The following is a 14,779-nucleotide window of genomic DNA, read 5'->3' as shown; positions in this document are numbered from 1 at the left end:
CATCAGGGGGACAGGGCGCGACACTCGCGCTTTGTCCCGCCTTTCAGCCCCTTCACGCAGGTCTACGGATCCAGATTTAGAGCAGTTCCGCGTAGAATTTGAGGCAGCTTAACGGTATCCAATCAACTCGATGGTTTACCGTTGAACACCGAAAAATTTCACAGGGAAGACCTCGATGCTGGTGACTCGCATTACATGACCGGCAATCGCATCAACGTTTCGTATGAGGTGCTCCTGTGGAGGATCGCCCTAGATCACTTTGGGCCGGAAGGACTTCATCAGGTTGTCGTCGAATTGTGGCGCGGAGCTGGCATACCTCCGAGAAAGACGGTTGAGCACATCAAAGCTGAGGTCGTAGGCGAAGAGTTGCTGAATATCCTGAAAATTGCCCAGATCATTGCTGGAGGACTGGTTCCCTATCGTCAGTCTTCGAGCGACGGGATAACCCTCTACTCCAGGCATGCGCAGCACTTGGTGGATGGATTGCTCGAGCGGCTGCCGGTCGAGAAGCTTCCACGAGCCCTCAGGGTTGCTCGCTTACAGAATCAAATAGGGCTATGACCAGCCCCCATGAGTTTGCTCTCAGCCTTTGGGTGTAGCATATAGCCATCACTTGAACTCGCGCCGGCAGTGTCGGCGTGATCTGCTTCTATAGCCATTTCTATGTATCCGGTACATGGATGGGTCGACGGGATTTTCGATGCTCAACGGACTCAAAGACCGCATCACCAACCACTGCATTGCTATCGCGGTAGCGTGGGACGTGGGCCTTCAGATCTTTCACTCTCTGATGAAGCCCTATGTGCCTTCGGGCACCTTCGAGCCGCTTACCCCCGTGTTACTCGAGAAGGAGCTGTTCCAGGATTACGAGCGGGAGCTGCTGGCGGCGTTGAACAGCGATGAGGTTCTGAACATCGCGTTGACTGGTGGGTACGGCGCAGGCAAGTCGAGCGTCATCAAAACATTCTTTGAGCGACATCCTGAGTTCAAGACGGCATATGTCTCGTTGGCCACGTTCAGCAAGGATGCACCTTCACCCCTGCCGGTGTTCGGGGCTGAACAGACTTCAGACCCTAAGCCAGAGAACGGGCAAACCGACGACCCTGCAAAGGAATCAGCATCGTCTGGCGACCTGATCCCCAGGATCGAAGAGACGATTGTTCAGCAATTGCTTTATACCGTACCTGCTGCTCAGCTGCCGAAGACACGCCTCAAGCGGATCGTTCAGGCGCGTAAGCGTACGATTTACCATCGTACCGTAGCGATGATTGCCCTTGTTCTAGGCGGCCTTCGTCTCTACGTACCGACAATCGATAAACTCCCGAAAATCGATCCCGATTGGCTCGTTCCCGGCCTGATGCTGATACCAGGCTGGCTCGCAGTCGGCGCAGTTGGTTATGTGATCTGGTACCTGCTGCATGGCAGTATGCAGCTACTGTCAATGCTCAGCATCGATGGTCTAACCATCAAGGGCGGCAAGCTTGAAGCAACAAATCATGCTTCCGTTCTGCATAAAAACGTTGACGAGATTATTTACTGCTTCCAGCGTAGCGATATCCGCGTCGTGGTCATTGAGGATCTAGACCGCTTCGGTACCCAAGAAATATTTTTCCGGCTTCGCGAGATCAATTTCACGATTCGAAATTCTCCGGAGATTAAACGCCCGGTTCATTTCATCTATGCCATTCGAGATGAGCTTTTCACGGTAACTGACAAGACGAAGTTTTTCGACCTGATCATCCCGGTGATTCCAGTTGTTAACTCCGAGAACTCGCGAGAAAAGCTCAACGAGTACATGAGGGTGCGTCAAGTAAATGGCAGTCAGTTGGGCGGAACGCTTGATCCTGTTCTTGTGGAAACGGTCTGCTACTACATCGATGAGATGCGTTTGATTAAGAATATTGTCAATGAGTACGATATTTTTGCGAATTTGCTATCCCGTGGCGGTATTGAGCTAGACCAGAACAAGCTGTTCGCAATCGTTGTTATGCGAAATTTGCATCCTGAAGAATTTGCTGAGCTGGCTAAACGAAAAGGGAAAGTATATTCGGCTCTGACAAGCCTCTCAGCTTGGGCGGAAGCTGAGGCTGAGCAATTTCTGAAAAAAATCGAGGCATTAAAGCAGGAACGGGCTGAACGTGTGAGCCTTGGGGGAGAGCAGTTGATCGATGCACGACTCCGGGTATGGTATGAGGCTTTGAAGGCGAGCGGTGTTGAAGGCGCAAACTACATTGTTGTCGACAGTAATCAGAAATTCACTCTCACTGAGTTTTTGCAGGACGAAACCTTCACCAAAATTTGTAATGCTACGCAATGGCAAAGTGTTTGGTTTTCCAGTTGGTCACATCACAACCCTCAAGGTCATGTCGTTAAACCCCAAGACGCACTGGCGCGGGCTTCATATGAAAAGCGACTAGCCAGAATCCTGACCCCTATGAAAATAGTAAATGAGGCTATAAGAGACCTCGAGAGGGAGGTCGTTAAACTAAAAACTATTTCATTTCGGGAGGCAGCACGCGGGAGCTACGGTGCGGCTATTGCTGAGCAGATGCCGGGTCTGGATGTGGTCGTATATTTACTGCGTAGCAACTACCTGGATACTGATTATAGTGATTACCTTGGGTTTTTCTACGAAGGCTCCCTCACTCGCGGAGATCAGAACCTGCTTCTAGCACTTCGACGTCGTGTTTTACTCGATGTCGCTGAGCCAGTAGCTAATGCCACTCAAGTGATCGGTAAGTTGGATCATGACTGCCTTGATGGCGGTTGCGGAATCATCGCAGCTCTGCTTGCAGAACTCTCCTTGACGGCAGTGCCCACTGACTTATCAGATGTCCGAACGCAAAAGCTTGAGGTAATCTTGAGGGGGGGCGAGAAGCATTTGACCAGGATGGCCGATGCAGTGATGATTATTTTGGAGGGTGAGGCTCTCTCCAAATTTATCCAAGCTGTGCACGTCATTCAGCCTGATCTATATCTTCGACTGTTTGAGACTGAAAAGTTTCTGGAGGTTAATGCTCGCCAAGCTCTGATTTGCGCCTTGTTGGATAGCCTAGTGCCGAAACAGTTGATGGAATCGGATGGGCGATCTCAGCTGCTTGAAATTATTCAGGAACTTCCTGTGGTAGATGCCCTGATTCCAAAACTGAGTAGCAAGTTTTCGGGTTGGGCATGGTTACGTCGCGAGCCTGTGAGATTTAAGGCTCTTGAGGTGGGTGTCGGCCAGGATACATTGCGGCGGCTAGTGGAATGGGACTGTTTAGAGCTCTCCTTGCCGATGATTAAATTACTGTGCGATACGCTGGATGGTACGCAGGCAGATGTGTCGTATGCTCGACTGAGGTCTCTGAATCTTGTGGGATTGAACATCGCAATCGAGGGTGATCCACATGCTTTCATTGGAGAACTTCTCGATCAAGAGGGTGTTATCCAAGAAGATGAAGAATCATTGAGATATCTGCTTTCCCAGATTCGAGATGAGGCAACCCTGCAGCAGGAGTATTTTGGTAGAACAGCTTGCAAACTGGATAACTTGGAAGGATTCTCGGATAATATTTGGGAGTGCGCGCTCCTACATGACCGAGTAGTTTCCGTTGCCTCGGCCGCTTGGCAGTATTACGACCATATGATCGTCCGGCCTACTGAGAAACCAAGCGAGTCCCCTGATGTCGCTGAAAGACAAGTGATTAATGAGATTTTCGCCGATTTCTTGATAAGGAACGCAGTCGAGGCTCAGAAGCTCTGGGATGACACACGAGATGACCTTGATTGTTTGCAAACCCTAATCATCGTATCTGAGTTGATTGATGAAAGTACCCTTGAGCGGATTTTCGCTCGATCTTCGATAATGGCTGAAGCCATCGTCGACGCAGTAATGACGCGAGAGCGATGGGAGTACCTGGCAACTGCTGATTTCGTACCTTTCGATGTCGAGATCAATGAGGCCTTTGGCAATCAGGGGGTTGATCTGGAACTAGCATATCTCCGTAAGCATTGGCCGGAGGCTAGAGGTGCAGTGGATCTGATGAGGCAGGATCCCTTCATCGTCGGCGCCTTGGCGAAGGCTCCTGAAGTCCCGATCAAGGACATCTGCGAGATGTGGGCCGGCGTGGTGCAGCGTGAGCTTGAGGGAGATGAGGCAGTACGCGATACGCTCGGAGCAGTCTGCGTCCGTGCTAACAGAGAAGGAGTGACTCTGCCAGGAAACTGCTTGAAGGTGGTTGCCACCATGGCCAGGGACGTTTCACGCTCTCCTGAAGAGCGTATGGAGATGCTTGTCCAAGCAGTGGAGTTGAATGCTGATTGGTCAACGATTGTCTCGATCCTGGCCCCACTGGGTGGAGTCTATGAGCTTCTGTCCGGTAAGAAACCACTTGTGCGATTCCCGCCAACTGCTCTTGATTCACGTCTCGCCCACAGCCTTTCACGGCGTGGATTCGTTGGATTGCCGAAGGAAAGCGAGAAACATATCGAGATGCGCAGTAGGCCTTCGCTCATGATCTGAGTTGATAGGGCGCAATCAGATCTGATCATGCATCCAGATCGAAAACTCAACTGTACCCATCTGTGCTTACAGAGTGCTCGCTATGGTCGAGCATCGTCTGATGCATGGTAGGGAGCGATGCGTTTGGTAGAGATCGCCAGCCACGAATACGCTTGAGAGGGTGTGCAGGCCTTAAACCTTTTTTCTCATGACAAAAGGTTTGACGGCCTGCGCCTTCCGTGTCATCTTCACTCTAGGGAAACCAGAGGAAAGGAGAAAACTCATGATGATCACCTTGGAGCTTAGAAACGATCTCTTGGCGGCATTGCTTGAGCGAAGCAAGGCCGCTAATTCTAACCCTGATGAACTCATCAACACGCTTCTAGCATCAGCGTTAGGGCAGCCGGCGCCGGAGGTGCAGTCCGTTGACCCGGAAGAGGTGGTTAAGCTCGCGCTCGGGAAGGTGAGGGAGCTTCCTGCCAATCAGGAGTTCACCCTTGATGACGTTATTGACCAAGCTACCTGGCACAAGATGTCAACAGGGGATCGCAAATCTTTAGGTAAAGGGTTTCGTAAGCAAGCAGAAGCCTCCGGTCTCGCCAAATGGGCTGACCGTAACAGTAGTAACAAAGCTATCTACATCCGCCAATCTTGATGGGAGTACCTTTATGTCGATAAGCCTTCGTGAAGCATTTTTGGACGCCATTCTTGACGGCACTCTCGGGAAAGGACTTTTAGTGACGCGCCAGGAAGTTATTGCGTTGTTTCCAGGTTTTTCCGAAAACTATAAAAAAGTGTTTCTATCGAATTCTGAGATGTCGACTGCTACTCACAGCCCCACGTACAAGAAATTCACACAGAGAGTGTCCGATGGGATCTACCGCGTGCACCCTCAGGTTCTTGTCGAGCGGCTGAGTGAACGTGAGCAACAGTTAGCTGGGTGAAAGGGTCTTTTGTTGCACTCATCTGTCGCCTGTTAACTCCGTAAGATTGTAGCAGCGCAGTGGTCGCTGATGAGTGATTAGCGCTTGTGGTCGAAATGGCAAGCTGAGCGCGCCGGCCCACGATGTGCCAGAGGCGAGAAGATGTAGGCCCGGTATGGTCTGAGCTGGTGTGGGCTCTCCGAACGGCTAGCCTCACGCCATCGATGAGTGAAAAACGTGAGGCGTTCTCGTGAAGCGAACAATACTTGGTATGGCTGAGGCGGGAGAGCCGCTACTGCAGCAGGCGCTTGATGCGAACCGTGCCCACCTGGCTGCGGTGGATCAAAACCGCCCGGAAGAGGAGGTTGAGCGGCTCCGGATGGAGGCCGATCATCTCTACCAGACGGTCATTGACTACCAGCTTTACAAAGACGGCTCCTTGGGTGAGTCGGTGCACTGACGTCGAATGTTCGCGACTCGCACCTCAGGCAATACCTATCTAAGGGCGCCGGCCTGGGGGGCGCTCATAGTTTTAGTGATGAGGTGGGTGAGCAGCCCGCCGGCGGGAGGATTGACCTCACACCGCCCAGACATTGGCATACGCCAAGGCTTCGATTTACGAGAGCCAGCCCAAGCAATAAATCGTGCCTACACCACCTGAAACAATCACAAACCAAAACCGGTCAGCCCTCGACATTCACGACAAAATGGCAGGCGTAAACCTCATCCCAGGTTTGATCGCCTACCTTGGCCATAGCCCGGCGTCCGAGCACGACTTCACGCAGCACCTGGCAAACCTCGCGCGCCGTGATCTCGCTTGGAGATCTGTCTCCGGAATCGTCGAGTACCATAACGCCAGTCCCGTCCCCTAAGGCCTTTCGCCTAGCCGCTGTGATTTACCGGAGCAAACTCCGCTTTCACGAAATAAGTGTTCTCTTCGGTTTCCAGGGTTGAAAGGCCTGCCTGCGCGCCCGCCTCAGCCAGCTTAGCCTTGACCGAAAGCTCGAAATTTTTGTCTGTTGAGAACGAGGTGTTTTCTTTGATCTCCAGGGATGCGGTCAGACAACCACCCACTTCGCGGGCAAACACGACAGCTTTCCAAGACGGCTCATAGGAAAGCCAGAAAAAGCTTTCACGATCTAACTTGCTATCCGTCTTCCACGGCCGGCCGGTTAACGAGAATTCCCGGGTATTTAGCGTATCAGTGTCGCGTTCGGATTTACCGGTGTAACTGACATCGCCACCGCCCATAGGCCCCATTTTCAGAGAGGCTTCTGCAGTGATTGCGTTCAGGTTTTTATCCGAGGCCTTCTTGGTGATGCTGATTTTGGTTGCCCCAAGATGTACTAACAGCTTGATCAGCTCTGATTCGCGCTCTTCCAGTAGGATTGCATCGTAACTATCGCTTGGGATGTAAAGGTTTCCGTTGTCCGGAGTTGAGTAGTCGGACAGCGGGTGCCTGCGGTAAGCCTTGCCTACGACTGGGTGCCCTGGTTGGAAACGGTAGCCTGCGTCTTTTGCTTGGCTTCGTGATAGCGAGTGGTGTTGTACGTAGGCAGCGACCATGCGTGCTTCTTCGGTTACTGCTGATCCGGCTAGGTCAGATTCCTCTGAGGGCGCACTGCGATCTTTGGCAGCGAACGATGCACTAATGCCGGCAGCGTTAGCTGCCGCTGCGGCAGTGATTAAGGAAAAAGGCACTAATGGGAATAGAATCGTCTTAGCGACACTGGCTGCAGTTATAGCTGCAACTGAATAAGTTGGCTTTTCTGCCAACGCTACAGTGTCATGCCCTGGGATAGTGAAGTTTGGCGTGTAGCTAGTGCCCCCATCCTTGCAAAGGGGAGATGCAAGCTGCTCTTCGATGATGTAGATAAGATCTAACACTGGATAACGCTCCTTGTAGTCAGGAAGCTCAATTGCAAATCAATGAGTTTTGTCGCATAAGCAAGCTTTGTCTATCTATATCGGCTTTGGGCCGTGAATCTATAACGAGTTTGACCTGTACATCTAACCAATAATGTACTTGCATGCCCCCTATGGTTCGTTCCCCCAACCGCGCTAGAGGTGGGCCGAGGGGCTTAGCTCATCGCACAGGTTGAACGTCACGCCAAGCTGAACTAGCGTATGGGGATATTCATGCAGGCTGGAGCTATCTGATAAGCATCGCACGTGAAGAAGAATGGATCTAGGACTCAGCGCTAGGAAAGGCGGCACTGAGGAGGGCTAGTAGCATTTCCGAGGCTCTACCTTCCAAAAAGAGCTCTCGACTACTGATTTCAAAGCGCTTCGGGTTAACGTGAACGACCGTAGCACCTCGGCCCAAGGCGCGAAGCGGAAGCTCTGCTGCAGGGTAAACAATCCCGGACGTTCCGACTGATAGAAAAAAGTCGCAGTCCTCAGCAGCCGCAAGGGCTTTGCCCCAAGCTTCCTCCGGCAACATCTCTCCAAGCCAAACCACCCCTGGTCGAACAGTCCCACCACACATGTTGCATCTCGGCGGCTCTATCCGTGCCACTTCCTCCGGTAGTGCCTCAGAAGGAAGCGGTGAGGTGTCTGCAACCCCGCAATTTTGGCAACGAGGCGAGCGAATGCTGCCATGCAGATGGATGACTCCCTTGCTCCCGGCCCGCTCATGGAGATCATCCACATTTTGGGTCACGACAGTAACGTTGGGCACATGCTTGGCAAGCTCGACGATTCCTAGGTGGGCATGATTGGGTTGAGCTTGGGCCACCTTCCGCCGGCGTCACTCATACCAACCCCAGCAAAGGTCAGATTTAGCATGATAAGCCTCTTGGGTAGCCAACCTTGATGGGTCGAATCGCTCCCAATCCCGTCAACGCATCATTAAACGTTGGAATCCCGCTCTCCGCTGATGCTCCTGCCCCGGTAAATGCCACTACATGTTTTGCTTCGCGCAGAAGGCGTGCTGTAAGCGAACCGCGAACACACCTTGCGCTCGTTAAGCAGGCGTCCACTGATGTGGGATAAGAGCGTCGATCTCGTTGGCAGTTGCGTCAGCACGTCCTTGAGGTAGGCATACGGATCATGTCCAGGCGAGAGTTTTTGTGCTGAGACTGAGTGCTTCCACTGCCTGCACCCGGGACGTAAAATGCAGCCGGTACTCCATACTCACGGAACGGTTTAGGCGATGGGAAGCGAACTTCTGGACGAATACGAGGCAGCTGCCATGGTCGGGATGTCGCCGAAATTGCTGCGGTACTTTTCGTCCTACGCAGTGAAGAAGGATGATTCTCGGAAGCTGGTAGTTGCGAAAAAAGTTGGCGACACCTTTTATTTTGAGGCCGACGAGCTTATTGCCTACGATAACTGGCTCAAGCAACCGTGGCCAGCTGATAAAGGTAAGCGACCTCATCTGCCCAAGTCTATACGGTCTGAAATTAAGCAAGAAGCTAACCTTGAGTGCGCGCTCTGCAAAGCGTCTGGACAGGCGGGTGAGGCGGCTCACATTCGAGACGTGGCAATTAGCAAAAATAATCACCCTCACAATCTGATTTGGCTGTGCGCCAATCACCACACGAAGTTGGATAACGGTAGCTTCGGGCCAAAGGGGGCTGACAACAGCGATATTCGGTCTGTTAAAAAGGCCTTGCAGTATTTCAGCAGGCATGCGTGGCTTGGGCAAGCGCAGATTAGCAGGCAGATTGCAGCGACCTTATCTCTTTGCGAGACCATTCAACAGCAACTCCGTATCACGCAGTCCTCTGCTGCCCTTCGGGCGATCGAAGACTTGGGGGGACGAGTGTTGAATCTCCTGCCCAAACTGGCCTCTTACTCTGATGTGGAAGAGGTAAGCGACACTCTCCAAAAACTCACCAAGAAGATTGCGCCTGGCAAAAAGGCTAAAGCAAAGACCATTTCTCAGCGTCTGGTGGATGCAGTTTCTTTCGAGGATGAGTTTTTAGAGAAGAGTGGCCTGAAGCGCTGTCCGCTTTGTGAGGGAACCAAGGCTTACAACGGGGACGACTGTCCGGTTTGCCACGCGGACGGCGCGATCGATGAGGGCGTATACCCCGATCTTGTCGATTTCAAATTGATCACCTGCCAATTGTGCGACGGACGTGGGGTTCATGAAGGTGAGGACTGCCCGGTTTGTCACGGTGAAGGAGAACTTGAACGTCGCTTTTCAGATATGACGGAGTTCAAAGACTTCGACAAAGTTGATTGTCCGCTATGCAAAGGTCGTGGGAGTTGGAAGGGTGATGACTGTCGTGAGTGTCATGGGGAGAGAAAGCTTCCTAGGTGGCAAGCTGGGCAAGTAGATGTCAGTTCCTATAAAGATGTTAAATGCCCCTTGTGTAATGGCAAGGGCTTATTCAATGGGGATGACTGCCCAGTGTGCAGGGGGGAGTGCACGCTGTTGGCAAAAGACGCAGCCAATGTTGATTTGTCTGATTTTGATGTTTGTAAGTGCCGCCTCTGTAAGGGAAGCTCGACTTACAATGGTGGAGATTGCCCAGCTTGCGGGGGGTATGGCGAGATGACTAAAGCGCAGTCGGACGCTACTGATTTTGCGAGCTTTAAAGTGATTAAATGCCCAAAATGCAATGGGAAAGGGCATTTAAACGGGGATGATTGTCGTAGCTGTGGAGGGTACGGGGAAACTCAGCGCCGCTTTGCCGATAGATTTGACGACTACTATTAAGTTAACAAGGCAAGCTGCTAGCAGACCAGTTGGCCTTGAAGCACCCTCGCTTGTAGTTGATAGGTTGTCTTCCTCTCTATTAGCTGGAATTGGTCGGTGTGCCTCGAATGGAGCGCGGTAAGTGTCCGGCTAACACACCTTGCGTAGTCGAAAGGACGCAAGCCCGGTATCCTTCACCCCAATCACGGTTACCGGGTCTGAGGGCGCATTTTGGCAATATCCATCTACTACACTGCTAGGCGAAAGGCCCCGCTCAGCTCGAACGAGGTAACCGTTATTGAGGAGATTGTTCGTCGCCACTGTGTAGGTGATCAAATCGAACGATTCCTCTCCCTCGGCTCTGGCCTGAATTGGGAGTCATTCGATTTCTCAACCAACCTGGAGCCAAGTCGTTTTCTAAAGAAGGGCCTCGTGTTTTCGGGCGCCACTAAGCTCCCTGATAACCAAGAAGACGCACCATGGGTCGGCATACAACATTGGTGTAAGTGCTTATCGGACATTCGTATCGCGGTGTCTGGTTGCGAATGGAATGTTGCGGTCGAAGACCATGAAATGCAGTGGGATGCGGTACTCAACTCGTATGACCCGAGACGATAAGAAAGGGTGTTCCGTAGCGCACACCAACTCAGCGTGATTCAGGCCGGCACCCACTGATGCGGTAGCAGTTGGCCGATCTCCCTGGCCCGCTGGTTCGGCAGCCGCGACAGCACATCTTTGAGATGCACCGACGCGCTGCCAGGGCAGGCCCAGCACCAATGCCTGAAGTTGTTCGCTGTCGAGTTCGATCTCGCTGCCATGACGAATGCCGGGCCAGTGGAACTTGCCTTGGTTCAGTCGTCTCGCTGCGAGCCAGACGCCCACACCGTCATGCACCAGCACTTTTATCCGGTTGGCTCGGCGATTGGCGAACAGGTAAGCGCAGTGCGGCTTCGCCGCACCAAACACCGCGATCACCCGGACTAATGCGGTTTCGATACCCGCGCGCATGTCCATCGGCTCGGTCGCCAGCCAGATCGCATCGATGCGGATAATTGAGCAACAGCCCGCATAAATTGCGCGCAGCCCTCGGGATCTGAGGTTGGCCATTTCACCGTGATCACTTGCCCGGCCATGGGCAACTCGATGATCACTAACGCTTCGACTGGCCGTTTAGGCGTGGCTTTTAGTGGGACGAATGCCGGTAGTAAGGCCGCTGCGGGCTGATCTCGATAGAGCAGCAGCCATTTGCGGATGACGTTGGCATTGATGCCGTGGCTGATGGCGACACTGGACACCGTTGCGCCAGGTTGCAGGCATTCCTGAACGACTTGGGCTTTGAATGGTTTCGGATAGGAGCTTCGTTGGAGCATGGAAATCCTGGCGATAAGGGTGATCGCGTCCGTTTAAAAATACGCGGACACCATCGCCCTAAATGCCGGAGTTCGGAAGGTGACTTGGCCAGACGCTTATGGCGTGCTGCTGCATGCATGGTCATGATTTCTCTCCGAGGCGGGATGAAGCTGAAGGCGAAAAAAAACCGCCCATGGCGGTTTAGGTTCTTGCTTGGGGTCTCTGGCTTTTGTCAGCGGGCATTCAAAGTGTTGATCAAAAGGGCACTTCCTCAAAGCTGAGGGTCTGGTGCCAGGCAATTACACCTTTGGCTATCCCCTGGCCCCCTCTGAATCAACAGCGCCAGTGCCTATCGGGGAGTAGGCTAGGTGAGGTAATCGACATGGAGGACAAAAGTTCTCCCATCGGAGGGGTACGCATGGCCTGCCGTTACCAGGCCCTAGCAACCGTAGATTTTGATAGGGAGAGCTCAGCAGCAGTCTCGCGCTGGGTAAGACCTTTGGCTTTGCACGCTTGAATTTCAGCAGTGCGGCTATCCCTGGCAGCGGCTCTGGCTTTCTGGCCTCCCATTTCGAGCTGCCGAGCCAATTCTGCAGAGCCGCCCAACCGACCAAACTCGTCCAACTCAGCTCTAATCTTTTCCAGGACGAACTCTGGAGACGCCGCTTGGTCAGCCGACTGCACTAGAACCATAAGCGTTGACGGTTCCATCTTCAGCGTTTGAGCCAGCTGGACGAGCATCTCTAAGCTTATGTTCGAAAAACCGGCTTCGAGCTTGTAGAGGTGCTTGCGGTCTGCAGGCAACTCCGCCTGGCTCACACCCTTCACCGCTCGGAGAGCGCGGATGACAGCCGCGAGTGCATGGCGGGGCAGCATAAAACGCTCCAGCAAATGGAGCATGAAGTCAGATTGCCATGCCCCATTCGACGGTTTATAGTCCCCTTAGTGGGGCGATCAGGCTTGCGTGAGCAGTCTGGATCGGTGCTTCCAGCCTCGCTTACTAGGCTGGGTGGGTGCTGAGCCACATACCTCGATTGGCTGAATTCATAGGATATGTAGTGATTAAATTCGACTGCGCGAAAGTCTCGGGAAAGCTCGATTACGTCAAGGTGACGGATCGGATGAGCAAGGGGCTTAAAGCGACCGTTAGCCTGGACGGCCAGAAAATACCTAACATCCAGATGGAAACGGAGTTTTACGAAGAGCTTAATGAAGGTGACGATGTTACGCTGTACGCCATTGTCAAAAACTCCAAAAAGAAAGAGAAAAACTTTGGAGTGCTCTACGGATTTGAAAATAGTAAAGGCGTGAGGGAATTTGCTACCAAGTATCGGTGGCAAGTTCCTTTCCACTTGGCTTTTTACGCGATGATAGCTTTTGCTGTCGTATTTGTTTTGGGGTGGTTCGCCAACGTTTATATCGGGAGATTCTTGGGTATTACAGGAGTTGAGTTATCGCAGATAACGAAATGGGCTGTAGTCGAAGGCGGTTTAGCGGCAGCATTTTTCCTCCATGCTGCTTGGCGGATGGTAAAATGCACGGCTGACCCACAAAGCTGGATGGTGATAGAGCCCGCGACTCTAGCAACCCGATTCAGCAAACTCCATAAGTAATAGAAAAGGGTGGTTTGATCTTCGCCGTCATCTCTGCGCACCACCGTCACGCAATGAGTTGTCAACGTTAAGGGCAAGCGGAGCGCGCAGGCGTAGCGGGAGGGGCGAGGATGGAAGCCCGAAGGGCCGAGACGCCAGCAGGCGGCTTGGTGCACGACAGCCGTCCCGAAGGGCGCCTCCAGTCCCCTCCAATACGGCTTAATACCCAGGTGAGCTAACATCCGAAAGCAAACCGGAGGCCGCATGAGTCGAGACACCAAAGACACTGTTTACTGCAACGTCCAAATGCCAATGGCCGATGGGTACGAGCTTCACAGACTCATCTCCGAACTCCGCGCCTCCGGCAAACACCCTGGCCTGGAATCTGTATTCAACGAGATGCAGAGCGAACTTGAGATGTCGATTGAGTTTGTAGAACGCGTGCTGCCGGTGACGACGGACTCGGTGGCCAACCTCACTAGGAATTCACGCAATGGCCAGTGATGATTCACTTCATCTCCGTGAAAGCCGACGGCGGAGGACATTGTGGACGCTCGCCCATCTTGACCCTGGTGATCCAAGAGCACTATGTGTTTTGAGGGTGCTGGATGAGATTGACCAGCAGGAACAAGCTTGGCTTGGGTCAGGTCGGATAACCACCGTTGACGAGATCGCGTATCAGGTAGCCTCTGAGCCCCATTCGATTGGGATATCCATCGTACGGGACGACGCTATACCGGAGCCATGGCGTGAGCGCTTCTTGTGTGCAAGCTACGGTTCAACCCGAGTGGCTGAAGGCGCCTATCTGCATGACTGGTTGAAGTTTCTTTCAAAGTGGTGGCAGGAAATGGCCCACCTTGAGCGTCACAGAGCGGCCCGGGATCGAAAGGGCTAGCGCGCCTTGCGTCGATTTATGCTTCCCATGAGCAAGCGGAGCGCGCAGCCAGGATGGCGTAGGCGCGAGGATGGACGCCCGGAGGGCCGAGACGCCGCTGTGGCGAGCGGCTCGGTTCACGACAGCCGGCCCGTGAGGGCGCGCCCGGCCAAGACAAATTCTGATGGAGGCACTTATGAGCCGTGACGCGAAGGACACCGTGTACTGCAGCATTCAAATGCCCATGGCCCAAGGCCGAGAGTTCCTGGATCTGATAGCAAAGCTTCGCGCCTCAGGCGCACATCCATCTCTCGAGTCGGTCTTTAAGGAAGCCGAGGGCGAACTGGAGATGTCCATCGAGTTCGTTGAGGGCATGCTCGCCGGCGAGGGCGGGCTCGGTCATCCTGGGAGCAGACCAATTTTCTGAAATCAGAAAGCTGCTGCTGTCACTTGAGGCGCTTTAGTGGTGATCCGGTTTGACAGGGCCTCAGGCATGTTTTGATGGTGGGATTGGTTTCATCAACTCATGCCTTTTAAACTTAGAGCTGGCATTGTGACTGATAATGCGGATGACTTCGGCCATTTTTGAATTCACAAGATTCAAGCGCTCAATCTCTTTTTCGAGGCGTGCAATTCTTTCAGCGCCATCTTGAATCGTCTTGGGCCGGGGTAGCCTGGTGACTCTCTCGGCTTCTTTTCGAAGAGAGTCTTTCTTCGCTTGATAAGCAAGTTTGATAGTTATTTTTTTATTCAGCGCTTGTCGGGTCGGAGGCGAGCTCCAGCCCAGAATCTCCTGAGCGCCTAGGCATATAGTGTTCCAGTCCAACTTATGTTGGCTGTCCCACTTGTTGATCATGCGGCAAATGTCGCGTGTCTGCTGATCTGTAATGACTTTAGGCATTTAATTTC

The 14,779-nt window shown here is 52.9% G+C and carries 14 protein-coding genes and 2 pseudogenes; 9 read left to right on the top strand and 7 right to left on the bottom strand.

Going from position 1 to position 14,779, the window contains the following annotated elements:
• Positions 1–141: 141 nt before the first annotated feature.
• The 5 genes from ACGLHT_RS11760 (at position 142) to ACGLHT_RS11740 (ending at position 5,866) form a co-directional block, all read left to right on the top strand.
• Positions 142–561: a hypothetical protein gene (locus ACGLHT_RS11760; protein WP_087535216.1), complete on the top strand. Its 420-nt coding sequence runs from the start codon at positions 142–144 to the stop codon at positions 559–561.
• Between the two features lie 139 nt (positions 562–700).
• Complete coding sequence (locus ACGLHT_RS11755) at positions 701–4,504, top strand: hypothetical protein (RefSeq protein ID WP_274079476.1); 3,804 nt, start codon at positions 701–703, stop codon at positions 4,502–4,504.
• A 262-nt stretch (positions 4,505–4,766) separates the two neighbouring features.
• Positions 4,767–5,138 (top strand): DUF1413 domain-containing protein, encoded by a 372-nt coding sequence (locus tag ACGLHT_RS11750; protein WP_274079475.1) that lies wholly within the window; start codon positions 4,767–4,769, stop codon positions 5,136–5,138.
• Positions 5,139–5,151: 13 nt separating this feature from the next.
• On the top strand, positions 5,152–5,427 hold the full coding sequence (locus ACGLHT_RS11745) for a hypothetical protein (protein WP_274079474.1): 276 nt from the start codon (positions 5,152–5,154) through the stop codon (positions 5,425–5,427).
• A gap of 229 nt (positions 5,428–5,656) precedes the next feature.
• Entirely contained in the window at positions 5,657–5,866 is a 210-nt protein-coding gene (locus ACGLHT_RS11740; RefSeq protein ID WP_274079473.1) for a hypothetical protein, read from the top strand.
• Between the two features lie 223 nt (positions 5,867–6,089).
• On the opposite strand, the gene ACGLHT_RS11735 is transcribed toward ACGLHT_RS11740, so the two are convergent.
• From ACGLHT_RS11735 to ACGLHT_RS11725, 3 genes and pseudogenes are all read right to left on the bottom strand, one after another.
• The gene (locus ACGLHT_RS11735; RefSeq protein ID WP_274079472.1) at positions 6,090–6,257 is read right to left on the bottom strand and encodes a hypothetical protein; all 168 of its coding nucleotides are present in this window, start codon (positions 6,255–6,257) and stop codon (positions 6,090–6,092) included.
• Positions 6,258–6,288: 31 nt separating this feature from the next.
• Positions 6,289–7,293, bottom strand: coding sequence for a hypothetical protein (locus tag ACGLHT_RS11730; protein WP_274079471.1), 1,005 nt, complete (start codon positions 7,291–7,293; stop codon positions 6,289–6,291).
• 301 nt (positions 7,294–7,594) lie between these two features.
• A pseudogene (locus tag ACGLHT_RS11725) lies at positions 7,595–8,330 on the bottom strand (NAD-dependent deacetylase).
• 230 nt (positions 8,331–8,560) lie between these two features.
• On the opposite strand from ACGLHT_RS11725, the gene ACGLHT_RS11720 reads away from it, so the two are divergent.
• Positions 8,561–10,075: a zinc finger domain-containing protein gene (locus tag ACGLHT_RS11720; RefSeq protein ID WP_087534950.1), complete on the top strand. Its 1,515-nt coding sequence runs from the start codon at positions 8,561–8,563 to the stop codon at positions 10,073–10,075.
• A gap of 738 nt (positions 10,076–10,813) precedes the next feature.
• On the opposite strand, the pseudogene tnpB reads toward ACGLHT_RS11720, so the two are convergent.
• From tnpB to ACGLHT_RS11705, 3 genes and pseudogenes are all read right to left on the bottom strand, one after another.
• Positions 10,814–11,083, bottom strand: a pseudogene (tnpB, locus tag ACGLHT_RS11715) (IS66 family insertion sequence element accessory protein TnpB); the annotation flags it as partial.
• A complete protein-coding gene (gene tnpA, locus ACGLHT_RS11710; protein WP_140400442.1) occupies positions 11,035–11,424 on the bottom strand; it encodes an IS66-like element accessory protein TnpA in 390 nt (129 codons plus the stop codon). The pseudogene tnpB and the gene tnpA, both read right to left, overlap by 49 nt.
• Before the next feature lie 409 nt (positions 11,425–11,833).
• The gene (locus ACGLHT_RS11705; RefSeq protein WP_140400443.1) at positions 11,834–12,304 is read right to left on the bottom strand and encodes a helix-turn-helix domain-containing protein; all 471 of its coding nucleotides are present in this window, start codon (positions 12,302–12,304) and stop codon (positions 11,834–11,836) included.
• A 158-nt stretch (positions 12,305–12,462) separates the two neighbouring features.
• Here ACGLHT_RS11705 and ACGLHT_RS11700 point away from each other — a divergent pair, with 158 nt between their 5' ends.
• The 3 genes from ACGLHT_RS11700 (at position 12,463) to ACGLHT_RS11690 (ending at position 14,297) form a co-directional block, all read left to right on the top strand.
• A complete protein-coding gene (locus ACGLHT_RS11700; RefSeq protein ID WP_087534952.1) occupies positions 12,463–13,017 on the top strand; it encodes a hypothetical protein in 555 nt (184 codons plus the stop codon).
• A 243-nt stretch (positions 13,018–13,260) separates the two neighbouring features.
• On the top strand, positions 13,261–13,500 hold the full coding sequence (locus ACGLHT_RS11695; protein ID WP_087534953.1) for a hypothetical protein: 240 nt from the start codon (positions 13,261–13,263) through the stop codon (positions 13,498–13,500).
• 566 nt (positions 13,501–14,066) lie between these two features.
• The gene (locus tag ACGLHT_RS11690) at positions 14,067–14,297 is read left to right on the top strand and encodes a hypothetical protein (RefSeq protein WP_087534955.1); all 231 of its coding nucleotides are present in this window, start codon (positions 14,067–14,069) and stop codon (positions 14,295–14,297) included.
• A gap of 60 nt (positions 14,298–14,357) precedes the next feature.
• Here the strand turns inward: ACGLHT_RS11690 and ACGLHT_RS11685 are convergent, their stop codons facing one another.
• Positions 14,358–14,771, bottom strand: coding sequence for a hypothetical protein (locus ACGLHT_RS11685; protein ID WP_087534956.1), 414 nt, complete (start codon positions 14,769–14,771; stop codon positions 14,358–14,360).
• Positions 14,772–14,779: the final 8 nt, after the last annotated feature.

The sequence above is a fragment of the Pseudomonas sp. PsB genome, from assembly GCF_043658375.1.
Taxonomy (GTDB): Bacteria; Pseudomonadota; Gammaproteobacteria; order Pseudomonadales; family Pseudomonadaceae; genus Aquipseudomonas; species Aquipseudomonas putida_Z.
The sequence above is the reverse complement of the archived record's forward strand: the minus strand, read 5'-3'. Positions and strand labels throughout refer to the sequence as shown.